Consider the following 22,548-nt stretch of genomic DNA (forward strand, 5'->3'; position numbering starts at 1 on the left):
ATCGATACCCCTGTAATAGCCGTACTTTTCACTCACGTTACGAACCTTTTCAATGTATTGACTTCCACCAACCTGTGCGGTGTTCACAACGAAATCGCAGTCGCTCAAAGCCTTTTCTAAACTTTCGGTTGCCTCAATCTTCAAATTTGCCCCGGTTTCTTCAGCGTACCGAGTGGCTAACTTGAAGACCGCGTTCAAGCGGGTAACATCGATATCCATGAGGACAACCGTGGAGTTCGAAAAACCTTTGAGTTTGCACAGATCGTTCACAAGACTCATTGAAAAGACAGCACTTCCGGCGCCGACGATCGAAATTTTCAACGATTTCACCCCCCACAGTTTCGTTTTCAGTTAAGATTCTAGCAAAAGGAACGTGGCAAAATGTTGGTGGAAGAAGGTGTGAACGTTCATGGATAGAAGATGGTTAATGATCGTTGTGTTGATCGCACTCGCTTTTTGGATATCTGTCGTTCTATATTTCGGCACTCGGAATGCGAACGTTTCGTCACAGCAAGCACGTTGGGCTTACAGAACATTGAAGAAGATCGACGAGCTGCTGGATTTTTCGAAAATGCCTTTGTTCATTCAACTCAAGGAAAAACTGAACAGACTTTGGTTTGGAAACAGAAAAATGCCAACGGTCGAACTCGTTCGAAAATCGGCGCACGTCGGTTTGTACATGGTGCTCAGTATCATCGCTTTTTGGTTCGCGCTACTCTATTCACGTAAATTGCTCATGGCAATTCTCCTTGGTCTTTCTCTGCCTGGATTCGTTGCTGGCCTTGATGAATACCTTCAGCAGTTCCGAGGAAGGGGAGCCTCGCTGAACGATGTCGTCATAGACATCTCTGGAACGATCGTCGGGGTGATTCTGTGTTCGCTCTCCCTCGGTGTCGGGAGGTTCGTCAGGTTTCTTGCCAGAAGAAGATTTCGAAGGGTGGTGTGAGAATATGGCAAAAAAACTCACGGTGAAAGATAGGGAGCGATGTATCGGATGTTACTGTTGTATGTTTGCGTGTACGCGCGTCTGGTATGGCGCTTTAGGGATAGAGAAGTCCGCCATGAGAGTGAAGAACTATCCTGGAGTCGAAGGTGCTTTTTCTGTTCGTGTCTGTCAAGCTTGTAAGCAACCAGAATGCGCTGCAGCTTGTCCAACCGGCGCACTGAGACTGGCCAAGAGGGGTTTCGGTGTCGAACTGGTGAGAGAGTTATGCACGCATTGTCGAAAATGTGTCAGAGCTTGTGCTGCGAACGCTCTCCAGTGGGACGAACAATTACAGATTCCCATCGCTTGTCGTCATTGCGGAATTTGCGTGCGGTACTGTCCCACGAACGTTTTGACTATGCAGGAGGTGGTGTGATGTACAGGATGCTTTCAATAGACCTTTCTTCGGGAAAGATAGAGGAGAGAGACATCAGTGATATTTTCAAAAAGTTCATCGGAGGCAGTGGCGTTTTGACGTACTTAGCCGCACAGGAACTCACGAAAGAGCTCGATCCATTTTCAGAACGTGCTCCCATATACTTCGCGTTGGGACCTTTGAACGGTTATTTTCCGAGCATGTCCAAAACGGTTGCTCTTTTTAAATCACCCCTGACTGGAGATCTCGGTGAATCACACGCTGGAGGTCGCATGTCCCTTGCGATGCTTTCGGCAAACGTCCACGTTCTCAGAATCGTTGGAAAAGCATCACAACCTGTTTATCTCTCGATAGACGGAGACAGAGTGGCGATGATCCCTTGCAGTTCACTTTGGGGCAGGAGTGCTCTGGCAACGGAGAGGATTTTGAGAGAAAAGGAAGACCACAGAAAAGGTAAGAAAAGTATCGTGAGGATCGGACCAGCTGGTGAGAGATTATCTCCCATCGCCTGTGTAACTGTCGATTCTTCGAGACACTTCGGAAGGCTCGGTCTTGGAGCCGTAATGGGTTCGAAAAACTTGAAAGCCATAGTGATTTCTGGTAGCGAATGTCCAAAGATCGAGAACAAGAAAGCTTATCAGGAACTGTATGATAGGATATTCAAAGAGCTCATAGAAAGTGAAAATACCTACAAATACAGAGATCTTGGTACCGCCGCAAACGTTGTACCCTTATCCAAAATCATGGGTCTTCCAACGAGGAACTTTTCTCAGGGTTTCTTCGAAAGTGCACACACGATAAGCGGAGAATATTTTGCAGACCACCTCTTGGCTCAGCAGATCTCGTGTGCTCATTGTCCTATCGGTTGCATTCATATGGGTGTTTTCAGAGAACTCTTTGCAGATCCTCACATGTACAAGACCTTGAAGACTTCTTACGATCATGAACTCATATATTCGTTGGGCTCAAATCTGAGTATCGCTAAAGCCGAGGAACTGTTGAAGATCATACATTTCGTTGAACGACAAGGCTGGGATGCGATAAGCATAGGTGTCGTGCTTGCGTGGGCTACCGAAGCCTTCCAGAGAGGTTTGATCACATTGGAGGAAACTGCCGGACTCGCGTTGAACTTTGGAGACGCAGAAACTTATTTGAAAGTACTCGAAAATATCGCGATTGAAAGAAACGAATTTTACAAGGATTTGGAAAAAGGCGTCGCGTACTGTGCCAAAAAGTACGGAGGAGAAGAATTTGCCATATGTTTCAATAAGAATGAAGCGCCAGGTTACATGACTGGCCCAGACGCCTTCGTTGGTTACGCCGTCGGTGTGAGGCACTCTCATTTGGATTGTGCTGGATACAGCTTCGATCAAAAGTACCTTGGCCGCGCGGAAGATGTGGAAAAAGAAGTGAAAGCCATGTACGAGGAGGCTGTCTGGCGTATGATCACCAACAGTTTGGTGATGTGTCTGTTTGCAAGGGGTGTCTACACACCCAAAACAGTTTTGGAATGTTTGAACGTCGTTGGATATAATTTGGATGAACAATCCCTCGATCGAGTGGCCCACACTATACACGGCATGAAGTACATCATCAAAGAAAAACTGGGCTTCGACTTTGCAAAGTTGAATCTTCCTAAGAAACTACTCACAGTTTACACGAGCAGAGGCAAAATGAACGAGGATAGTTTCAAAAAGAGAGTAGAATTTTATTCAAAACTCGTTGAAGAAGATAAAGAACTAGCCTTACGCGCGGTTTGAACCTTTTCTGGGAAGACAGAAGTCATCCAGATCAACGTGTAGGTCGAGGCTAAAGCCATCCCAACGCATATGAGTGCAGCTATGTGCACGTGGACTTTCATAGGTGATAGAAAGAGAACCGAAAAGCCCAGAGCCACACCGAACGCGTTGGCGAGTATTGGACGCCGCGTGAGTCGATATGCTTCATTAGCAGAGTTATGTTTGACATAAGCACAACTGAAATGAATCGCGTAATCTATACCTGCGCCTAGAACGATGTTCAGCAAACAAGCACTCACAGCGTTGATGGGGACTCTGAAAAGGCCCATTGCACCGTAAAGACTAATCAAAGTTGCAGCGATGGGGACGCAACTTATAAGACCGAGTTTGAAATTTTTCAACATCGATCCCATCATGAGTACGATGACGAGGAGTGCAAAGATCAAACTCACTTTCAAGTTCTCTACGACGAATTCGTTCATCTCCATGTACTTGAAATCTTCCCCTGATAGTTGGATGGATTTCACCGAACCCGATACGTGCGAAGATGCAACTTTTTCTATTTGGCTGTAAGTTTTCCTGTCGACGCGTTTCGGAAAAACGATCATCAGCAACGAACTGTTCTTTCGATCGTAGAGCATACCTTCAGGTATCAACATTGGAATGAAACTACGTAGCGTTTGGGGAAAAATTTCAAAAAGATCAAGAATGGAGAAAGTTCTCACACAATAATCTTTCAGGCTCTCTCTAACCATCCTGAGTGTTTCAAGACCTTCTGAGCTCAACACATCGACGTTCAAATCGATCTTCATGAATATGGGAACCTTTATGCCAGCGATGGTTTCAACCACTCGTGCACCCTTCATGACTTTCGAGCTAGGTCTGAAAAAGATGAGGGAATGAAACTCTGATTCAACATTGAAGATGAACAAGCAGAAGAAAAAGATCATTGTGAAAAACCAAACCAAATTCCATCTCTTCCTCACCGATTGATCCGAAAACTTTGTTTCAAAGTTCCTCTTAGGATCAATCAACGTTGCGATCGGAGGCAAGAAAACGAAGGTGACCAAACCCGATGTCCCAACACCGATTGCCCCACTGAAACCTAGTTCCCTCATCACCGGCGAGCTGGTCAAACCGAGGCTCAGAAAGCCAACGATTGTTGTGAGGACGGTCATCAAGAGCGCAACAAAAGTTTCTCGCATCGCCCTGTAAGATCTTTCGAATCTGTTTGGATCTTTTATCGCTAGGTACCTGCTGAAATAATGTAAAGCTGCTGAGCTGCCCATGATCAAAGTTATGAACGGCATCAGGACGTTCTCCATAGTGACTGGTTTACCCACGAAAGCGTACGTACCTAGCAAGTAGACCGTTGTCAGTGAGCTTGGAAGGAACGCGAGTACCGCCGCCCAGAAATTTTTCAACGTGAAGAAAAACACCGCGAACATGACCAACAGAGCGATCGGTGTTAAATAAACAAGGATCATCCTCACATAATCCATCGCCATAGCACCGATGTATGAAATTCCGAAGATGAATCCACCTTTCTTTCTCACAACCTGATGAATCTTGCGCGCAGTCGATTCTGGATTTTTCGAGATAAACGCAAGTAAAAGAGCATATTCTCGGTTTTCAAATTGGCCGATGAGCTTGAGTTGCCTAGCCAAAGCACTGTTTCTGCCGATGGTCAAAGGAAACTCCAGCGGGTTGATGACCATAGAAATTTCATCAAATTTGCGAATTTCTTGGACGATAGCAGATACACCTGTTCGATCCTCACACGGAACAGCAACGATGGCGATATCTTTGAGCGAAAAACTTTTGAACAGTTCCCTTTCGGCATGAACATAACGCGATTCTTTGGAAACTTGTGTTTTGAAATAGGCTCTCACCCGCAATTTAGGAAGCTGTGAGCCTGTAAGAATCCCGAGAATGAGCATGAGGACGAGTGACAACCAAGGTTTCTTTATCCAACCCATCGCTTATTTCCCTGATAGAATTTTAACAAGAGGAGGGTTCAAGACTGTGAGGTTGGTCGATACACATGCACATCTCCATTTTCACCACTTCGAAAAAGATTTAGAACAAGTCCTTCAAAAACTGGATTCGTACAATTTCGCGTTCGTCGTGAATGTGGGTATAAACATCGAAGATTCAAAAAGAACTGTTTCTTTTTGCGAAAAGCACGAAAAAATTTATTGTTCTATAGGAGTTCACCCGCACGAAGCGGGGAAAGTGAACGATGATTTTTTAGAAAATCTCGAACAATTACTGTCGTGCAAAAAAGTTGTGGCCATTGGTGAGTGTGGCTTGGATTATTACAGGATGTTTTCAGACAGAGATCAACAGAGAAGAGTCTTTGAAGCACAATTGAAGTTCGCAAAGGAAGTGGATCTTCCCGTCATAGTACACATCAGAGACGCTTACGCAGAAGCCTACGAAATCATAAATAAGGTGGGATTACCGATGAGAGGTGGTGTTGTGCACGCGTTCTCGGCGGATGAAGAGTGGGCGCTGAAGTTCGTCGAACTTGGCATGTACATAGGTATCGGAGGTCCATTAACTTATCCATCCAACCACACACTCAAAAGGATCGTTAGAACGATAGGTATCGAGAACGTACTGAGCGAAACTGATTGTCCATATCTAGCTCCCCAACCTGTTCGAGGAAAGAGGAATGAACCAGTTTATGTCAGGTTTGTGGTTGAGGAGATCGCGAAAATTCTAAATATGAATCTAGAAGAAGTTTCCGAAAGGCTCGTCAACAATGCTGAGGAACTCTTCATGTGTTGATAGCTTCGCTGTGTTTTGAGAACCACCGTAGCGCAGGAATGGAGACGAACAACGCCACGATGAAAATCAGCGAAGAAGTCATAAAAACCCATCTGTGTCCAAGTTTACCAGCGATCTGAGTTGACAGCACGGGTATGAAAGTTCTACTGAAGATGTTCAAGCCTTGAAAGAAACCTTCCCACCTGCCAAGTTCCCGTGGTGATATACCAAGCTTTATGGTTTCCTTGGCCGGGAACCACAAAATGAAACCTGCACCCATGATCACGTGAGCACCAAAGAAGAGATAAACGTTGGGAACAAACCACATAATGAACGTGAAAGCTATCAATAAGGCACCAACAATCAAATTGATAACTGGGCCAAAATTGATTTTCTTCCTCCAGAAATAAAAAAGAACCACAGAAGCAGAGAAGATCATTTCGAAAAGGAAAGGAGAAGAACTGTCAAGTTTGAATCGATCCATGAGATAGTAAGAGATGATCAAAAAGCTCGAAAAGCTGAATGAAGTGTAAGCGAGATATTGATGCAACATGATCGAGATGAAGGCGCCGTTCGAGTTGGAAGCAAGCACGTGACCTTCATGTAAATTCGAACCAGTTTCAACGCGTGGCAAGATCTTCAAGAAAGAAAAAGCATAGAACAAATTTGCAAAGAAGATTGAAATGAAAATGGACAGCAAAAATCTTATATCCTTCATGTACCTTGCCAAAACAAAAACTAAAAAGAAATACACGGTAGCTTTAGTGGACTCCGTGATCAAGAATTGGGTGGAGTAGATTTCCTCACGCTCATTCGGGGGAAACAACGCTCTTTCATACATCACTTGACATGGATAAAATATGTCAGCAACGCCAAGTAAAAGCTGAGCCACCACGAAACTGTACACGTTACGTACAGCTGCGAACAACAAACTACCACTAGCAAAGAAACTACGTGCTACAGCTAGACCGTAATTGACACTCATGCTTTCAAATTTTCTTCCAAGCAAATAAGTGAGCATTGCTTGAACCACGTACGAAAAACTGAAAAGCCAGCCCAAATTCTCGATAGAGATGTTCAAAACCTTGCCCAAGGTTGGAGCAGCTATGATGGCAGAAAAGGAAAATCCTGTCAGAGAGTATATAACTAAATACCTCTTCACTTCCTTTGGTAGATTCTTCCACATACTCATCACCTGCTCGTTCTTCTCATTATTAATTCAAGAGTAAATGAATCTACACTTGAAATGAGAAGGCCCTTTGGTAGAATATTTAACGAAACGAATCGCTCCGGCGTAGCTCAACCGGCAGAGCGGGTGGCTGTTAACCACTAGGTTGCAGGTTCGAGTCCTGCCGCCGGAGCCAAAATCCTTAGATACATTTTCGATCGAATGGCGGGTTGGACCCGCCGTATTTTTATGATGTCCTTGACCAATCCTTCGCAAGAAAAACCGCTCCATCTCGGAGCGGCTTTTATGTTGATTTTCAAATTAACAATTTGCCAGGTAGGCTGAATCAAAGATCCTACTTCTCCGAAATGTTCTTTGTTGCGTTCGTCGCAAAATTCAACCGTTTTTATTTTAGCAGAAAAAACCACCTCGAGAACAGCTACCATGCAATTTCATATTATTCCAACTCGCTATGAATTTTTTTGAAAAGTGAAGGGATCTCGAGTTTCTGTGGACATTTACTGAGACATTCGCCGCACTCGGTGCAAAAGGCGGCCGCTATTTTTTGGCTCTTAAACCACGCGTAGATTCCCTTACCACCTTGTATGTCTTCGAACATGATCGCTTCATTGTACAGTCTGAAGTTAGCAGGTATATCTACACCGTTTGGACAGGGCATGCAGTAACCGCACTCTGTACAATTGATGACGGTGAAGGATTCTAGAGTCTGCCTCACTTTCTCGATCAATTTCAATTCTTTTTCGCTCAAGTTGTTTGGAGTCAGAAGATTCGCTATTTGAACGTTTTCCTCCACTTGTTCGAAATTACTCATCCCACTCAGAATCACTGACACCTCTGGAAAGTTTGCAAGCCATTTGAACGCCCACTCAACGTTGGATCTTTCCCTATTTTCTTTCTCAAGGATGCTCATGACCTTTTTTGGCAATCTTGCAAGTTTTCCTCCCTTGAGTGGTTCCATTATTACAACAGCGAGTCCCTTCGAAGCCGCATAACGAAGACCTCTCAAGCCAGCTTGATAGTTAACATCCATGTAGTTCAGTTGAATTTGGCAGAAGTCCCATGAGTATCCATCCACTATTTCTTTGAAAACATGGTATTTATCGTGGAAGGAAAAACCGACAAACTTTATTTTCCCTTGCATCCTCGCCCTATCGGAAAACTCAAAGAACCTGAAGGCTTTTATTTTTTCCCATCTTTCTTTTGTGAGCGCATGCATGAGGTACATATCTATATGATCTGTTTGTAGTTTTTCGAGTTGTTCATCCAAAAATTTGTCGAAATCTTCACAACTTTCCACCTTCCAAACAGGTGATTTGGTGGCTAGAAAAACTTTCTCCCTGTAACCGTCTTTCAGCGCTTTTCCAACAACTTTCTCGCTGTTTCCCCTATGGTAAGGGTACGCAGTGTCAATGTAGTTCACCCCATGATCGATCGCATACCTGATCATCCTTATTGCTTGCTCCTCATCGATTTGTGATTCATCGTTGTTCACCACTGGAAGCCTCATGGCACCAAAACCTAGAATAGAGCATTTCGCATTCGTTTTTCCAAAGTCTCTATAGAGCATACTTCAACCTCCAAGAATGAATATACAACATCTGAATCTGAGCTTGTAAACCTCATTCGGAGAGATCCATCGATCACGCTTTTTCCCAGAACGATCAACAAAAAGGGAGCACAAATGTGCTCCCTCACGCTTAAATCACTGGTAGCCCCACGGGGAATCGAACCCCGACCTTCGGACTGAGAATCCGATGGACTAGCCGTTATCCTATGGGGCCACGCATTTTTTATTATACCACATCTTTTACTCAGTCAAGCGATCGTTTTTATCGTATCTTGGTACTAAAAGTAGTATAAACTATTTTAAAGGATCTGTCCAGCGGGGGATGAACATGTCGAGCAAAGGCGGTGTGATCCTGCTCGACTTTGAGGGAACGTACCTATTTCAAGAAAAACTCTCTGAGAAAGCCACACGGATCGATCTGAGCCACCTCAAATCTACCAAGTATATGTGCAATCGGGTGACTTTTGAGCGCGTCAGGAACGTTGTTGAGAAACGTCCCAAATTGGCATTTTTGAGCGATTCTGCTTATCATCACTTCACTTATCTTTTTTTGTCCATGATCGATGTTCCCTTCGAACTGGTTGTTCTCGACAACCATCGAGACGATATGAACAGGCACTCAGCTTTCCTCACATGTGATTCTTGGATAAAGAACTCAGAGAGATTGAAAAATCTCAGGAAGGTACACATAATCAAAAAGAAAGACGAACTTCCAGATCGCGTTGAACATCCTGTCTATTTGAGCATAGACAAGGATGTCATATCGGATCAGTTCATTGAACTCGGTTGGGATCAGGGACAAATCGATCTTGATGAATTTTTCACGATGGTTCAGCACGTATGTGAGCGTTTCGAACTGCTCGGAGCTGACGTGTGCGGTGAACCAAGAGATCCATTTCAACTCAACGTCAGCGAACAGATCAACTTGCGTTTACTCGAGATCATTTTAAACGGTATAGAAAGAATTTTCATTGAAACGACTTTTAAACTTTCTTCGGAGGCTCTCCTCTCTCAACGAAACTCATCGTGACCATTGAGAGGGACACGAATATGGCAGAAAAAATGAAGAGCGTCCAATATCCAAGGAGATCCAGTATCAGACCGGTGAGTGGTGGGGAAACTATGTTTGCAAGCATCGAAGAAAAATAGTAAAGCCCAGTGTAACCCCCCACTTTCCAAGTTGGTGCCATGTCTAGGACCATCGGTAACGAGTTAACGTTGGTCAAAGCCCAACCGATACCACCAACTACGAACAGAAAGAGAAATGGCTCAATCAATTGCTCTCCGCTCATTCTGAAAGACAAAAGTGTCCCGATCAAAAGACAGACGATCGTGCTGACCAAGCCAGCTAGTATCGTTCTTTTTCTACCAAACTTTGCACCGATGTAACCTGCAGGCACTGAAAAAATCATGAAAGCAAGTGAAAGCATTCCAAGCATACCGGTGGCGATGTACTCCGGCAGATTCAGGTAAAATTTCGCATAACTGGTGAAGAACGTCTCGAGGGCGTTGAATCCCACGAACCACAGAAAGATAGAAAGAAGCATGAAAAAGAGACTTTTCTCTTTCGAAAACATAATCTCCTTCAAGTTCTCCACCAGTTCTGCATGACTTTTTGTAAAAGTCTCTCTCAATTTGAAGCCGGATCTGACATCTTTCTGAACAGGTTCTTTCACAAACAAAACAACGAAAAGATTCGCCAGAAGGAGTAAGACTGAACCAACGGCGAATGGATGGATCGGAGAAATCTGATACAAAAATCTTCCGGACAAATAAGCTAACATGGCACCCAAGCCACCCATGAAGTTGATGATCCCATTGGCTTGGCTTCTGTATTCAGACGCTGTTGTGTCTGGCATGAGTGCAATCAATGGAGATCTGAACAGTGCCATGGAGAAGTTCATGATGACGATGCTGAACGTTATGGCAGCAAAGTTCGAGTGCTTCCAAGAGATCGGTATGAGCAAGAAGAAGACTGCAGCCAACGGTGCTCCAATCAGAATGTACGGTTTTCTTCTTCCAAACTTTGTGAAAGTTTGATCGCTGAGTGCTCCAATGTAAGGCGTTAAAGCTACAGCGAAGATATTGTCTATGGTCATGTAAGTACCGACGATGAAAGAAGACAGACCAAAGGATTTGAGAAATATAGGAACGTACGCATTGTACAATGGCCAAACGATGTTTATACCAAAAAAACCAAAACCAAGAAGCCAAAACTTCAACATGGCTCACACGATCATTCTGTCAAAATCGTTTGGAATTACGACCTCACCTTCGAAGATTTCTTCAGCTTTCTTCTTCAACTCGACTATGTGTTCCTCCAGTTCTGGGCCAAGGTGAACTAGACAGAGAGTTTTTGCACCAGCCTCTTTAGCGATTCTTGCAGCGTCTTCTACACAAGTGTGACCCTCTTTCCTACCAGTTATGGTTTCACTGCACGTAGCTTCGTGTATCAATACATCAACGTTCTTCGATCGTTTAACCACTTCTTCACACGGTTCCGTATCGCTCGTATAAACGACAGAGGCGTTAAAAGTTGTGATCTTCAAGCCGAAATTCGGAACAGAATGTCTCACGGGAAAACTCTCCATCCTGAACGGTCCTTCAAAGAGTACAGACCCGACTCTGACAGGTACAAGCTCGATGGAAAAATCCCCTCGGACAAGGCCGTAAATCTTCAGAACTTGTTCCACATCGACTAAAAAATCTTCTCCAAGGTATACCTTGATGGAATCTTTACCTGAAAGCCTCAGCATCTCTAAAAGTGAAACAAGACCGTATGAATGATCTACATGTCGATGCGTTACTATGACGGCTTTCAAATTCATCGGATTGTATCCTGCTTTCAATAACTTTCCAAAGGCGTTACCAGGACAATCGACCAAGACGTCCTCGATCAAGAAAGATGTGTTATCTCGATGGACATTCGACACTGCCGCAGAAGTTCCCAAAAATATTATTCTCAACATCATCACCCAGATTCGATTATATTCTAAAGGAAACATCGGCCCGAGCGATAAAATATAGTGACGGAGGGTCAACGCATTGAAGATCAGTTGGATCTTTTTGATCATTTTCATTGCTTTGATCTTGCTGATCAATTCGTGTCAAAAAACAACCAACGATATTCCCGTAATGCTGTCGATCAATCCTCACACACCAACGCCGGGCAGTACTGTAACGATCGTTGTTGACACCTCGTTCAATATAGGTGTCACTCTGGCTGGCATCTCGATAGACGGTGTGATCGTGCACAGTGGCAATAGTGTGCCTCTCACTTACCAATGGCAACCACTTGAGGCGAAACAATACAAAATCCAAGGTTTCGTTGAAAACATCTTCGGTCAGAAAGGTGCTAGGGAGGTCATCGTGAAAGTTATCGATACGACCAACCCGATCATACAATCTCTCTCGGTGCTTCCCCAATATCCGGAGGAAAATTCTCCTGCGTACCTTTCTCTAGTTGTGAAAGATCCAGAAGGTGCCCCTCTGAAGGTGGAAGTGACGATAGGTTCAATATCAAGAGTGATCGAGACGACCGAAAGGGCGATCGTTGTACCATTGCCTTCGTTACCTCAAGGAACTTACCCACTGAACGTGTTAATCTCGACCAGCAACATCGCAATGACCGCTACCTCAACAATCTTGAGTGTCCTTCCGAAAGATACATCTTCCCCACAGATAAGTTTGAGTTTTGCCAAAAAAGTCTTTATAAAAAAGGAACCGGTGACCGCAAAGGTGCTGGTTCAAGATGATACGCAGATAAATTCCATCAACGTAGAGGTGGATGGAAAAAATGTCTATTCAAAAACTTTTGGAAAGGCAGATTCGGTGGATCTGGCCTTGATGTTGGGTACTTTCAACGATAGTGGCTATCATTCGGTGACGGTCATATCAACCGATGGGAGGGGAAAAACCAGCGCTAAAGGTGATTATTTTGCGGTTGGAACTGGCCCAGCGGATGTAAAACTTAAAGTCAGCAACAACACTCCAGTTCCAGATGAACTTGTAAAACTTGAGGCCATAACGAACGAGCTCAGTGTAAAGAAAGTCAGCTTCTCTGTAGACTCCACATCATTGACACCTGCTGCGAGTTTCACAGCTTTCTGGAAAGCTACTTTGCCTCCCACGCACACGCTTTCGGTGTTCCTCGAAACTGATGATGGCCGAGTTGGTCTCGATGCAGTGCAAGTTTATGTGGCAGATTATGAACCACCCAAGATCGATTCGTTCAGCATTGGTCCCCATTCGCTGAAGGAAGGTGCAATCACCATAATCAATAGAGGTTATTACACCATCAAACTGTCGGTGAGCGACAGTTCAGGTTTACCATCTACCCCTTCAATCAACATTGCATTTTCGCCTACACCTTTGCTTCCCCCTTATACTCCACCTCCTACTGGTTACCTTGTTCCTTTGGTTCTAAGCAGCATGACTCCCGATACGAAGAAAGCTGAATACATCGGCGCGGAGGACCTGACTAAACTTGCGACCGGTACTTATTACGTGGTACCTTTGGGTATAATCGATATCTACAATAATCCTGTCAAAATCAAGCAGTTTGAAATCGTTTTGAAATAGAGTCCTCATCCGGTAAAATTTGATCAAGAATGCGAAGGGGGGAAAATTCATGAACAAACTTTTCAGAGAATTCATTGCTTTCCTTAAACAGTACAACGTCATAGGTCTGGCTGTGGCGATCATCATAGGGGGTAAACTCAATCAGTTCGTGAGCTCTTTCGTCAACGATCTTCTGATGCCTCTAGTTTTTCAACCTGCTTTGAGAATGGCCAAGGTGGAATCCATAGAACAACTCCAATATAAAGCCATCTACTGGGGTAAGGTCATATCGGCAGGTATCGATTTCGTTATAGTTGCGTTCATCGTGTTCATGCTCATAAGAACCATGAACAAAGCTGCAGAAGTTGCTAAGAAAAAACAAGCTGAAAGAAATCACTGATTTTTCCTAACCTTCTAAACAGTGTGTCAAATGAATGCTACAATTGCTGGGGTTCGATCAAAGTTCAGTTTTTGATCTCTCCATTTTTGTTTGTTCTCAGCATGTACACATCCATGCCACCAGTTCCCATTGATGCGGTGTCCCCAACGATCATGAAACCATCTGGGAGAGCTTGAACACCATAAGCCGTATCGAGCTTACCACCACCATGGTTTTTGATCCACTGAATCTCACCTTTGAAACCGATTTTGATCAGATAAGCATCGTCCAACAAAGAGTTCAACGGTATACCATGACCAACGATCAAATATCCATCGGACGTCTCAACTACAGAGCGTGCCGTGTGTGGCGTGGGAGTTTCTATGACCTTCTCCCATTCAACTTCACCGTTTTTCGAAAATTTGATTATGTAATAATTACTCAAGAACTGCTGCGATTCACGCCATCCTACAGCTACATGACCACCATCGGTGGTTCTCAAAACCCTACGCAAGCCATCTTCATAAGGTCCACCTAACGTTTTTTCTTTCAACACCTCTCCATTCTCTTTCAACCACACAACGTAGGCATCATAGTTGCCAACCCATTTGCCGGATTTATCAATGGTACCAGAAACACCTGACATACCCACCGCGATGAAACCGCTCGACGTTCGTTCTATCCACGAAAAAGTTTCATTCGCTTCACCACCGTAGTCTTTTTGCCAAAGGATTTTGCCCGTCGTATCTATCTTGATCAGATAAGCCTGGCGAGCCTTCTCTTGTATTGACATCGTGCTGCCGGCGATGATGAATCCATCCTCCACCACCAAGATACAACTCGCAATGTCATCTTGAAGGCCTCCGTAAGTCTTCTGCCACAAACTGTTCCCGTTCTCATCGATCTTGACAACATAAACATCGCTCTTACCGGTATCGGTTGACCTCGTCCAACCTGCAATTAAGTATCCATCTTTAGCTTTGACTACGCAGTTTGCTGAATCATCGTCGCTGCCTCCAAAAGTTTTGTACCAAACCACTTGCCCACGCTGATCGACTTTCAAAACTAGTACATCGAACTTTCCAGCGCCGTAAGAAGATGTGGCACCCACGATGAGAAAATTGCCATCGGTTGTAACGATCACATCCCGAGCGTAATCAAGATTATTACCACCGAACGATTTTTGCCAAGTTGTTTGTGCGAATGTACTGGCAAAAACAAGTAAGAAAAGTAAAAAAGTAATTTTGATCAACTCAACCTGAAGTTTTGAGCGCAAAAATCATCACCCCTATCCCATGATCCACTCGGCATATTAGAAAATCATTAGAAAAACATGCATGATTAAAACTATGAGGCAAAGAGGGCAGATTCACATTAATCAATCATTGCTCTCGGTGTCTGAGCTTTTTTGGACGTGGGATACGCCTGATTTCGACGACTTTCCCGATGAGCTGAAAGCGTTCTAGTTTTTCGATAAAAATAGGAGCATACTCAGTGTTGTCGTTCAAGAGCATGATATCGTTATCGGCTTTGAAAAAGCGCTTCACACGAATAACATTCATGTACAAGCCCACGACAATTTCGCCGTTTTGAATTTCGTCGATCGATGTGCGTTTGACGAACACGACATCTCCATCGCGTATTTCTGGTTCCATACCTTTATCATGGACTATAAAAGCACAATCAACGTCTACGATGTCGGTTGGGACGAGCTTGATTGGCTCTAGCGAACCTGGAAAAGTTTCGCTTTCAACGGCCATATTTGTATCGTAGACTGGTACCAACTTCCGTGCGGTTGGCAAAGGGATGGGAATGACTTCATCATCGCTGAAAAAATACTTGACATCAACTCCGAGTGCTCCCGCTATTTTGTACAGCATGCTGATAGTGATGGCTCTTTTATCGCGTTCGTAGTACGACACTGTGGTTTGATCCACTCCAAGCCTTTTTGCTAGTTCTGCCTGACTGATACCCAACTTTGTACGCAACTCACGGATCTTTTTTCCAATCATAATACTCTCCCCATAAACATTATCTCACCGTATGATCTTCCATCAAAGGTTTTTAGCTTTAATTTCATATTCTTGCTACTTGACCAAAAAATCGTATCAACACTACCATGATTCTATCATGATTCTATCATGATTCTGATACCACCTACAAAAAGTCTTTGTAACCATAAGAGAAACACTTCCATACGCAATCTTCGATCCGAGTCTTGTGATTCGATAACTTACAGCAAGTCTGCCTTTGGTTTCCAACCGATCTGTTCAAAAATCGAATCGAAAACTGAACCGAGGGCCTAATCTTAATAATTCCCCTTGCGAAAAAATTACACACAGAGTGAGATGTTACCCTCGACCGGAAAAATCAGTCTAGAGGATTTCGAAAGACAATCAGTCGATACATAGAAAATTTAGAGGTTCATCTAAAAAAGAGGGGATACCGTTTCGGTATCCCCTACTTAACTGGTAGCGGGGGCAGGATTTGAACCTGCGACCTTTGGGTTATGAGCCCAACGAGCTGCCTGGCTGCTCCACCCCGCAACGCCGTTTTACATATTAGCACAGGCTTGGTTCGCTGTCAAGTTTTTCCAAGATCGAAAGTTTGTGAAAATCTCTCTCAAAACTATCCATCGAAGTGATGTGTTTCGTGTAATTTTACTCATCGTTTCTCACTTTCTCAACGTGCATGTCAAAGACTGTTAAGCTCAAGAAGTTATGATTTTTGGTGTCTTTTTGCTTTTGTCATTCTTACCTGTGGGAGGGAGAAAGGATGGAGAAGCTCTTTCGTTTGAAAGAGCAAGGTACAACGGTGCGTCGTGAAATCATCGCTGGAGTGACTACCTTTTTAACAATGGCCTACATCGTGTTCGTGAACCCTTCGATCCTCATCAATGTTATTCCTGGAGCAACCCCTGGAAGTGATCTCTATACACAGTTCTTCGGAGCGTTCATGGTCGCGACGATTTTTGGCTCAGTTATCGCTACGCTCATCGTGGGTTTATATGCGAATTATCCTTTCGCACTCGCCCCAGGCATGGGTTTGAATGCCTATTTCGCTTTTACGGTGTGCCTCAAGATGGGTATCGATTGGAGAGTGGCACTCGCGGCGGTGTTCGTGGAGGGTATCATCTTCATAGTGTTGACGATCACCGGAGCGAGAACTTTCGTGATAAAGGCGATACCAACCTCGGTGAAACTCGCGACAGGTGCTGGCATAGGTTTGTTCATCGCCTTCATAGGTTTGAAGAGCGCAGGTATAGTGATCAGTGATCCTGCAACCTTTGTGAGCCTTGGTCACATGACTGATCCGAACGTTTTGGTTGCGATCATAGGCTTTTTCATCATCGCGGCATTGTTTGCGATGAAAGTACCGGGCGCGATCATGATAGGCATTCTTGCTTGCACGGTCATAGGAGCTTTGCCAATTTTTGGTGTAACGAAGTATCAAGGTATCGTTGGAAAGATTCCAAGTGTGGCACCAACGTTCATGAAGATGGATTTCAATTTACAAGCGCTGGGTAGTGCAACTTTCTGGATGGTCGTTTTCACGTTCTTTTTTGTGGATTTCTTCGACACAGTGGGAACCTTAACGGGTTTGGCTGAATCTACAGGTTTTGTGAAAAACGGTGAATTTCCAAGGGCTTCAAGAGCTTACCTTGCCGATGCCGTTGGAACTTCCGTTGGCGCGATGTTTGGAACTTCCACGGTTACCACTTACATAGAGAGCAGTGCAGGTATCGCCGAAGGCGGAAGAACTGGTCTGACGGCTGTTACCGTCGCGGTTTTGATGCTCTTGATGCTCTTCTTCTCACCTTTAGCGATGACAGTCCCAGCTGCAGCGACAGCTCCAGCGTTGGTTTTCGTTGGTGTGCTGATGATGAAAAGTTTGAAGAAAGTTGACTGGGACGATGTGACAGAATCCATACCAGCTTTCATAACTTTGTTGATGATGCCACTCACCTACTCCATCGCGAACGGTATAGCACTCGGTATCGTTACTTATCCTATCGTCAAGCTTCTTTCAGGTAAAGGTAAACAGGTGCATTGGTTCACATGGGTTCTTGCGATCCTCTTCGTTTTCTATCTTGTGTTTCTAAGAGAGTGAAAGCGGGCACCTATGCCCGCTTTCAATTCAAGGTGAGTCTTCGTTCGGTTTTTCCTGTCAGATAGGCCACAACGATCTCGTTGAGCTTGGGATATCTTCCGACATCGTCATCCGTCTTCAACAACACTGACTGACCAACCAAGCCGATGACTTCACCAGAACGAATACTTTCACCTTTTTCGATCAATCTGTGGTTTTCTTTTGCTCCGTCGATGGAGTTTACATAAATTATTCTACCTTCTTTGATTATCGCTATGTGGGTCGCGTACTCTTCGAGTTCGAATATCTCGTGCGATGAGACCAAAACAGCCTTTTCGTTCTTAGCGTACTCTTTCAAGAGCGACATGACTTCCAACCTCACAGTTGGATCGAGATGTTGTGTTGGCTCATCCAAGATGAGCAGGTCTGCTTGGCTACAGACGCACAGACCAACCAAGAAAAGCGTTTTCATTCCAATCGAATAAGATTCGATCTTTTGAGAAAGATCGAAACCATAGCGAGCCACGAAGTTCGAAAAGATCGAATCGTTCCAGTTTGGATAAAAATTCGACCACAAATGAACGTAATCCGACGCAGTGAAGTTTCTGAAAGTGATCCTTTCTTCAGGAACAACGGCTATTTTTTGCTTGGCTTTGACCGATGAGACGTGTTGAAAAGTCTCACCGAACAGCACGATCGTTCCTCCATCCGGCTTGATCACGCCCGAGAGGCATTTTATCGTTGTAGTCTTCCCTGCCCCATTGGGTCCAACGAGAGCCAGAACATTTTTAGGTTCGATGGAAAAAGATACATCGCTCAAAACTTGTTTGCCTGAAAAATTCTTTCTCAACTGTTCCACTTTGATCATTTTTCCCCACCTCTCTGTGTGAAGAGTTTGTACGAAGCGTAGATTATGAAGAGTGCGAATGCTGCTGAAAGAACGATGTTGTCTTGCCTTATTGGACTGATGAGTTTGTATGGATTAAAATTTGCAGACAACCTTGATGAACCGATCGAACTCACAACGAGATCGAAAAGAAGAAACAAAAATGCCGCACCGAATGGATCCATCCCCACGCTCACCGCCGACAACACGATGCCCAGATAAGCCCACAGAAAGATCAAAGATTTGAAGAGCATCACCCAAGTTTCGACAGTTCTCGAAGCGAATGGAAGCCCAGCGAAGAATGAAACAAAAAGTAACAATGTGAGGAAAGCGTACTCGAACAGAAAGATCCGTTTCCGCGTGAGTGGAAGATACAGTAAAAGATCGAGCCGTTTCTGTCTCACATCGCTGGCGATGGAAAAGATCACCAGAAAGAAGAAACCGAACGCTTTAGCTGCAAATTCGGGTAGCATCGAAATTACAAAGAAGAACACCATGCTTGGAAACTTTTCGAGCAATTGCTTTCTAACATACGCATCAAAACTTTTCATTCCTCCACACCTCCTCAACCAAGACCAAAGTCGTGTAAAGATCTAAACCTTTCGATTTGAGATTCATCACCAACTCTCTAATCATTGTGATTATTTGGTTGTCGATCGACAACTCCTTCGCCACGAAATAGCCAACACCCTGTTCTGCAATGAGATAACCTTCGATCTTCAGTCTATCAAGAGCTTTCAAAATCGTGTTGATGTTAACGTCAAATATCATCTCTAGCTCGCGAACGGTTGGAAGTTGCTGACCAGCTTTGAGGTTGCCGAGCAGGATCTCGGATTTGATCTGGTTCACTATTTGAAGATAGGCTGGTATACCGCTGTGCTTATCGATCTTTCTGAGCATCTTTATCACTCACTCAACACTTTCACATTCGAACTTTGAACATGTAGCGTGGTTTTGGATATATTTCTTACGTTGACTGTACCGCCCGTGCCGTTCAGAACTAACTTGAGCGGCTTGTTACCAGTCACATCCACATTTCCATTCACACCTGTGCCATCGATTAGAACCGATTCACAATCGTTCAGCTCAATCTTGAGAGAAATGCCGGTGCCATCGATTTTCATCTCGTTGAAACTGTATTTTCCCCCCAGCTTGATCCCAGTTCCATCCAACTGTAACTTTTCCCCAACGAAAACACCATCGATGTTTACTCCAGTTCCGTTCACAAGCAAACGTTTACTGTGAATGTTTCCCTTCGCATCGACGGCAGCAGCCTTCATTTGCAATTCTTCTAAAGAGCAATCTCCGTTCAGTGAGATCGAGACTGCGCTGATTTGAAGCGATTTCAATCCCTCTTTCCCAACTCGGACGATGTACTTGCTCGCTTTCTCCCCTCCAGTGAGCTTGAATCGATCTCCGTTCATCGAAAATTTGAGATCTTTCGGAAATTCGATCGAACTACCTTCAATCAAGAAAATTTCGAGAGATCCATTCACGTCGATCGATACGAGAGACTTGATCTGAACCTTCTCAGTTGGCCTTTGCTCCGTTTCGAATGAGAAGAACGGCCAACCTGTCAAATTCTGCAGAGCTTGAAGTATGACTCTTGAGTACAGATTAACCGTCAGTGGCAACAGAAAGATCACGATGGAGAGTACGATGAAGCCTCCGATGTGCTTGATGTACGATTTCAAATGTACAGCGAGCACAACAACACAAGCGAGGGTGATAATGAATTTGAACGGTACAAAGGGTGTGAGCCAACCCAGAACGCCGAGAACTGCAACTGTGAGGGCAGCTTTGAGTAGATTGGATTCAAAGACATAATTCATAGTTTTACCTCCTTTGTTATAGTGTTATATTTATATAGAACACTATGACTATGACTTTGACATGTCATTCTTGTTCCAATAATGTTTCAAAGCCTTCCAGAAGGTCTTGAACTGTCGAAATCAGTGTGGTAATATAATAACTGCCGATGTGCCGAGGTGGCGGAAATGGCAGACGCGCATGACTCAGGATCATGTGGGTTTCCACCCGTGCGGGTTCAAGTCCCGCCCTCGGCACCAAGAGGCCGGGCGCACCGGCCTCGAATTTTGTTTGGAGGTTCACCCTTGGAGCAAGTGGAGATCTTCAACTTACCGATCATCATAGGCAGTTTCGAACAGATATTTTTGCAAATCAAAAACAGGATTTCTCAGCGTCAAAAAACTTTTGTTGTGACAGCTAATGCCACGATAGTTGTGAGATCGATAGAAAATCCACAATACAGGAAGATAGTTCAGAACGCAGATTTGATCCTCCCTGATGGCTTCGGTGTGTTGTTAGCAATAAAAAGGTTTCATAAAAAAACCTCGGAGCGGATCACCGGTATCGACATGATGCTGAAGTTGTGTGAAGTTGCTGCTGAAGAGAACCTCAAGGTGTTCTTGCTCGGTAGCAAACCAGAAGTGGTCGAAAAGGCAGCTAAAAACTTGGAAAAAACCTATGGAAACATCATAGTTGGTTACCATCATGGTTATTTCGATGGTGATGGACCTATAGAACTCATTAAGTCTTCGAAAGCCGACCTGTTGTTCGTGGGGATGGGTGTACCAAAGCAAGAAATGTGGATAAGCGAAAACTTTGAAAAAGTCCCTGCAATTTTTGCAATGGGTGTCGGAGGTTCATTCGATGTGGTGTCTGGTTACAAAAAAAGGGCCCCAAAACTCGTGCAAGATTTGAGGCTCGAATGGCTCTACAGGTTTTTGCAATCCCCGTTTCAAAAAAAGAATGTACCAAGGGATGTCATCAAGTTGCTACGTTACATCCTCAAGCCTCCACGCGAGTTTTCAGTAAAAACATGACAGGCACACTCGTAAGCTGAAGCAGCAGAGACAGAAAAGCTGTGAAGATGATCGATCTTTGGTAGATCAAACCCATAGTGAAGCTTCCAGCGAACCATGCCACACCATAAATTGAGTTCAAAAGACCGTATGCAAAACCTCTCCTTTCAGTTGGAACCATGTTGGCCACCACTGCTTTCATCACAGATTCCTGAGCACCCATACTTATACCCCAAAGACTGACCCCGAGCACAACGACCATCTTGTTGGCCACAAGGAGCAGAAATGGGCTTGCGAATGCACCCAACGCTGTGGAGATCATGAAAGCGTTGATCCCAACTTTATCGTAAAGTTTTCCGAAGACAATGGCAGCTATCGCATCGACTCCCATGGCTATTCCATACAGGATCGGCAGGAACGCTGTGGAAAACAGCTGTTGTTTCGCAAGATGATAAGAGATCAGAGGAAAATCTATAAAACCAGCTGCCAAGAGGGAAACAGCCGTTAAGTAAAGAATCACTCTTCTTCCTAAAGGTTTGGTTTGTTTTTCGATGGGAATCACTTTTTCAAATTCTACAGGTCTGGGGAAAGAGAATCTCGCCAAAAGCAGCAGTGTCATGGAAATCACTGCAGGTATCATGAGCATTGCGAATCCAAAGTGATAACGCTCGATCTCTCGACCAGATTTGAAACTCAGCACGAGTGAAAGTAACAGAGGGCCGGTCACCGCACCGATTTGGTCCAAGGCTTCTTCCAATCCAAAACCAAGACCAGGACCAACCTGTTTGGCAGCGTACGAGACCATGCTGTCTCGAGCCGGTTTTCTGATTGCCTTTCCAGTTCTTTCGAGTATCATAAGGAGAACTGCGATCTTCCAATCGTAAACGAACGCGAGCATAGGAATGGCAAATAGATTGAAAGCATAACCTACCAATGTGATAGCCCAGTGGCGCTTGGTCCTATCGGCAAGATAACCACTGAAGAGTCTCAGTACATATCCTACGAATTCGCCGAACCCTGCCGCGAATGCGACCACAGCTGCTCCGGCACCGAGCTGTAACAGAAATGGACCCGCAACGCCTCGTGCACCTTCGTAAACCATGTCGGAGAAAAGACTCACGAAACCCATCAGGATTATGAACAACATGGCTTTGCTGATTTTCTTGTTCACTCGCAGTATC

23 protein-coding genes and 4 tRNA genes are annotated in these 22,548 nt (G+C 44.4%); 11 read left to right on the forward strand and 16 right to left on the reverse strand.

Going from position 1 to position 22,548, the window contains the following annotated elements:
* Positions 1 to 330 (reverse strand): alpha-glucosidase/alpha-galactosidase (locus NZ875_07805; GenBank protein ID MCS7175639.1); only part of this gene is annotated, 330 nt, incomplete at its 3' end.
* Positions 331 to 409: 79 nt separating this feature from the next.
* On the opposite strand from NZ875_07805, the gene NZ875_07810 reads away from it, so the two are divergent.
* From NZ875_07810 to NZ875_07820, 3 genes are read left to right on the forward strand one after another with little or no spacing between them, the layout of a single operon-like run.
* Positions 410 to 946 carry a VanZ family protein gene (locus NZ875_07810; GenBank protein MCS7175640.1) on the forward strand — a complete coding sequence of 179 codons (537 nt, stop codon included), beginning with the start codon at positions 410 to 412 and terminating at the stop codon, positions 944 to 946.
* A gap of 4 nt (positions 947 to 950) precedes the next feature.
* On the forward strand, positions 951 to 1,361 hold the full coding sequence (locus NZ875_07815) for a 4Fe-4S binding protein (GenBank protein ID MCS7175641.1): 411 nt from the start codon (positions 951 to 953) through the stop codon (positions 1,359 to 1,361).
* Positions 1,361 to 3,121: an aldehyde:ferredoxin oxidoreductase gene (locus tag NZ875_07820; GenBank protein MCS7175642.1), complete on the forward strand. Its 1,761-nt coding sequence runs from the start codon at positions 1,361 to 1,363 to the stop codon at positions 3,119 to 3,121. The genes NZ875_07815 and NZ875_07820 overlap by 1 nt, the downstream gene beginning before the upstream one ends.
* On the opposite strand, the gene NZ875_07825 is transcribed toward NZ875_07820, so the two are convergent.
* A complete protein-coding gene (locus NZ875_07825; GenBank protein ID MCS7175643.1) occupies positions 3,070 to 5,079 on the reverse strand; it encodes an MMPL family transporter in 2,010 nt (669 codons plus the stop codon). The two genes, NZ875_07820 and NZ875_07825, sit on opposite strands and share 52 nt — an antisense overlap.
* A 46-nt stretch (positions 5,080 to 5,125) precedes the next feature.
* Between NZ875_07825 and NZ875_07830 the strand changes: the two genes are divergently transcribed.
* A complete protein-coding gene (locus tag NZ875_07830) occupies positions 5,126 to 5,893 on the forward strand; it encodes a TatD family hydrolase (protein ID MCS7175644.1) in 768 nt (255 codons plus the stop codon).
* On the opposite strand, the gene NZ875_07835 is transcribed toward NZ875_07830, so the two are convergent.
* Complete coding sequence (locus NZ875_07835) at positions 5,883 to 7,058, reverse strand: MFS transporter (protein ID MCS7175645.1); 1,176 nt, start codon at positions 7,056 to 7,058, stop codon at positions 5,883 to 5,885. The two genes, NZ875_07830 and NZ875_07835, sit on opposite strands and share 11 nt — an antisense overlap.
* A 102-nt stretch (positions 7,059 to 7,160) precedes the next feature.
* Here NZ875_07835 and NZ875_07840 point away from each other — a divergent pair.
* Positions 7,161 to 7,236, forward strand: a tRNA-Asn gene (locus tag NZ875_07840).
* Here NZ875_07840 and NZ875_07845 read toward each other — a convergent pair.
* The 3 genes from NZ875_07845 to NZ875_07855 all read right to left on the reverse strand — a co-directional run bounded on the left by NZ875_07845 (position 7,202) and on the right by NZ875_07855 (position 8,842).
* Complete coding sequence (locus tag NZ875_07845) at positions 7,202 to 7,468, reverse strand: hypothetical protein (protein ID MCS7175646.1); 267 nt, start codon at positions 7,466 to 7,468, stop codon at positions 7,202 to 7,204. The two genes, NZ875_07840 and NZ875_07845, sit on opposite strands and share 35 nt — an antisense overlap.
* Before the next feature lie 29 nt (positions 7,469 to 7,497).
* A complete protein-coding gene (locus tag NZ875_07850; GenBank protein ID MCS7175647.1) occupies positions 7,498 to 8,628 on the reverse strand; it encodes an aldo/keto reductase in 1,131 nt (376 codons plus the stop codon).
* Between the two features lie 139 nt (positions 8,629 to 8,767).
* Positions 8,768 to 8,842 (reverse strand) — tRNA-Glu (locus NZ875_07855).
* Between the two features lie 114 nt (positions 8,843 to 8,956).
* Between NZ875_07855 and NZ875_07860 the strand changes: the two genes are divergently transcribed.
* Complete coding sequence (locus NZ875_07860) at positions 8,957 to 9,658, forward strand: hypothetical protein (GenBank protein MCS7175648.1); 702 nt, start codon at positions 8,957 to 8,959, stop codon at positions 9,656 to 9,658.
* Here the strand turns inward: NZ875_07860 and NZ875_07865 are convergent.
* Together NZ875_07865 and NZ875_07870 are read right to left on the reverse strand one after the other, a co-directional pair.
* Positions 9,612 to 10,853 (reverse strand): MFS transporter, encoded by a 1,242-nt coding sequence (locus NZ875_07865; protein ID MCS7175649.1) that lies wholly within the window; start codon positions 10,851 to 10,853, stop codon positions 9,612 to 9,614. The two genes, NZ875_07860 and NZ875_07865, sit on opposite strands and share 47 nt — an antisense overlap.
* Positions 10,854 to 10,856: 3 nt before the next feature.
* On the reverse strand, positions 10,857 to 11,597 hold the full coding sequence (locus tag NZ875_07870; protein MCS7175650.1) for an MBL fold metallo-hydrolase: 741 nt from the start codon (positions 11,595 to 11,597) through the stop codon (positions 10,857 to 10,859).
* A gap of 76 nt (positions 11,598 to 11,673) precedes the next feature.
* Between NZ875_07870 and NZ875_07875 the strand changes: the two genes are divergently transcribed.
* Positions 11,674 to 13,209: a hypothetical protein gene (locus NZ875_07875; protein MCS7175651.1), complete on the forward strand. Its 1,536-nt coding sequence runs from the start codon at positions 11,674 to 11,676 to the stop codon at positions 13,207 to 13,209.
* Positions 13,210 to 13,258: 49 nt separating this feature from the next.
* Complete coding sequence (locus NZ875_07880) at positions 13,259 to 13,588, forward strand: MscL family protein (GenBank protein ID MCS7175652.1); 330 nt, start codon at positions 13,259 to 13,261, stop codon at positions 13,586 to 13,588.
* Between the two features lie 64 nt (positions 13,589 to 13,652).
* Here NZ875_07880 and NZ875_07885 read toward each other — a convergent pair whose 3' ends face one another.
* The 3 genes from NZ875_07885 to NZ875_07895 all read right to left on the reverse strand — a co-directional run bounded on the left by NZ875_07885 (position 13,653) and on the right by NZ875_07895 (position 16,113).
* Positions 13,653 to 14,819 carry a hypothetical protein gene (locus NZ875_07885; protein ID MCS7175653.1) on the reverse strand — a complete coding sequence of 389 codons (1,167 nt, stop codon included), beginning with the start codon at positions 14,817 to 14,819 and terminating at the stop codon, positions 13,653 to 13,655.
* Positions 14,820 to 14,949: 130 nt separating this feature from the next.
* A complete protein-coding gene (locus NZ875_07890; protein MCS7175654.1) occupies positions 14,950 to 15,579 on the reverse strand; it encodes an XRE family transcriptional regulator in 630 nt (209 codons plus the stop codon).
* 457 nt (positions 15,580 to 16,036) lie between these two features.
* Positions 16,037 to 16,113, reverse strand: a tRNA-Met gene (locus NZ875_07895).
* A gap of 229 nt (positions 16,114 to 16,342) precedes the next feature.
* Here NZ875_07895 and NZ875_07900 point away from each other — a divergent pair.
* Positions 16,343 to 17,677 (forward strand): NCS2 family permease, encoded by a 1,335-nt coding sequence (locus tag NZ875_07900; protein ID MCS7175655.1) that lies wholly within the window; start codon positions 16,343 to 16,345, stop codon positions 17,675 to 17,677.
* Positions 17,678 to 17,699: 22 nt separating this feature from the next.
* Here the strand turns inward: NZ875_07900 and NZ875_07905 are convergent, their stop codons facing one another.
* Genes NZ875_07905 through NZ875_07920 form a run of 4 tightly spaced genes read right to left on the reverse strand, consistent with a single transcriptional unit; the run spans position 17,700 to position 20,374 of the window.
* The gene (locus NZ875_07905; protein MCS7175656.1) at positions 17,700 to 18,524 is read right to left on the reverse strand and encodes an ATP-binding cassette domain-containing protein; all 825 of its coding nucleotides are present in this window, start codon (positions 18,522 to 18,524) and stop codon (positions 17,700 to 17,702) included.
* Positions 18,521 to 19,093 (reverse strand): hypothetical protein, encoded by a 573-nt coding sequence (locus NZ875_07910; protein ID MCS7175657.1) that lies wholly within the window; start codon positions 19,091 to 19,093, stop codon positions 18,521 to 18,523. The genes NZ875_07905 and NZ875_07910 overlap by 4 nt, the downstream gene beginning before the upstream one ends.
* Complete coding sequence (locus NZ875_07915) at positions 19,080 to 19,442, reverse strand: GntR family transcriptional regulator (GenBank protein ID MCS7175658.1); 363 nt, start codon at positions 19,440 to 19,442, stop codon at positions 19,080 to 19,082. Before NZ875_07915 ends, NZ875_07910 begins: the two co-directional genes overlap by 14 nt.
* A gap of 5 nt (positions 19,443 to 19,447) precedes the next feature.
* Positions 19,448 to 20,374, reverse strand: a complete 927-nt coding sequence (locus tag NZ875_07920) for a hypothetical protein (GenBank protein ID MCS7175659.1) — start codon at positions 20,372 to 20,374, stop codon at positions 19,448 to 19,450.
* 150 nt (positions 20,375 to 20,524) lie between these two features.
* Here NZ875_07920 and NZ875_07925 point away from each other — a divergent pair.
* Together NZ875_07925 and NZ875_07930 are read left to right on the forward strand one after the other, a co-directional pair.
* Positions 20,525 to 20,611 (forward strand) — tRNA-Leu (locus NZ875_07925).
* Positions 20,612 to 20,665: 54 nt separating this feature from the next.
* Entirely contained in the window at positions 20,666 to 21,388 is a 723-nt protein-coding gene (locus NZ875_07930) for a WecB/TagA/CpsF family glycosyltransferase (GenBank protein MCS7175660.1), read from the forward strand.
* On the opposite strand, the gene NZ875_07935 is transcribed toward NZ875_07930, so the two are convergent.
* Positions 21,354 to 22,538, reverse strand: coding sequence for an MFS transporter (locus NZ875_07935; protein MCS7175661.1), 1,185 nt, complete (start codon positions 22,536 to 22,538; stop codon positions 21,354 to 21,356). The two genes, NZ875_07930 and NZ875_07935, sit on opposite strands and share 35 nt — an antisense overlap.
* Positions 22,539 to 22,548: the final 10 nt, after the last annotated feature.

Source organism: Pseudothermotoga sp., from assembly GCA_025060105.1.
Lineage (GTDB): Bacteria > Thermotogota > Thermotogae > Thermotogales > DSM-5069 > Pseudothermotoga_A.

Bases quoted from the DNA above. Each gene is read 5' to 3' on its own strand.
- NZ875_07890 (MCS7175654.1), bottom strand. From the start codon at position 15,579: ATGATTGGAAAAAAGATCCGTGAGTTGCGTACAAAGTTGGGTATCAGT.
- NZ875_07920 (MCS7175659.1), bottom strand. From the start codon at position 20,374: ATGAATTATGTCTTTGAATCCAATCTACTCAAAGCTGCCCTCACAGTT.
- NZ875_07910 (MCS7175657.1), bottom strand. From the start codon at position 19,093: ATGAAAAGTTTTGATGCGTATGTTAGAAAGCAATTGCTCGAAAAGTTT.
- NZ875_07850 (MCS7175647.1), bottom strand. From the start codon at position 8,628: ATGCTCTATAGAGACTTTGGAAAAACGAATGCGAAATGCTCTATTCTA.
- NZ875_07880 (MCS7175652.1), top strand. From the start codon at position 13,259: ATGAACAAACTTTTCAGAGAATTCATTGCTTTCCTTAAACAGTACAAC.
- NZ875_07820 (MCS7175642.1), top strand. From the start codon at position 1,361: ATGTACAGGATGCTTTCAATAGACCTTTCTTCGGGAAAGATAGAGGAG.
- NZ875_07900 (MCS7175655.1), top strand. From the start codon at position 16,343: ATGGAGAAGCTCTTTCGTTTGAAAGAGCAAGGTACAACGGTGCGTCGT.
- NZ875_07865 (MCS7175649.1), bottom strand. From the start codon at position 10,853: ATGTTGAAGTTTTGGCTTCTTGGTTTTGGTTTTTTTGGTATAAACATC.
- NZ875_07810 (MCS7175640.1), top strand. From the start codon at position 410: ATGGATAGAAGATGGTTAATGATCGTTGTGTTGATCGCACTCGCTTTT.
- NZ875_07825 (MCS7175643.1), bottom strand. From the start codon at position 5,079: ATGGGTTGGATAAAGAAACCTTGGTTGTCACTCGTCCTCATGCTCATT.
- NZ875_07915 (MCS7175658.1), bottom strand. From the start codon at position 19,442: ATGCTCAGAAAGATCGATAAGCACAGCGGTATACCAGCCTATCTTCAA.
- NZ875_07860 (MCS7175648.1), top strand. From the start codon at position 8,957: ATGTCGAGCAAAGGCGGTGTGATCCTGCTCGACTTTGAGGGAACGTAC.
- NZ875_07815 (MCS7175641.1), top strand. From the start codon at position 951: ATGGCAAAAAAACTCACGGTGAAAGATAGGGAGCGATGTATCGGATGT.
- NZ875_07835 (MCS7175645.1), bottom strand. From the start codon at position 7,058: ATGTGGAAGAATCTACCAAAGGAAGTGAAGAGGTATTTAGTTATATAC.
- NZ875_07905 (MCS7175656.1), bottom strand. From the start codon at position 18,524: ATGATCAAAGTGGAACAGTTGAGAAAGAATTTTTCAGGCAAACAAGTT.
- NZ875_07870 (MCS7175650.1), bottom strand. From the start codon at position 11,597: ATGTTGAGAATAATATTTTTGGGAACTTCTGCGGCAGTGTCGAATGTC.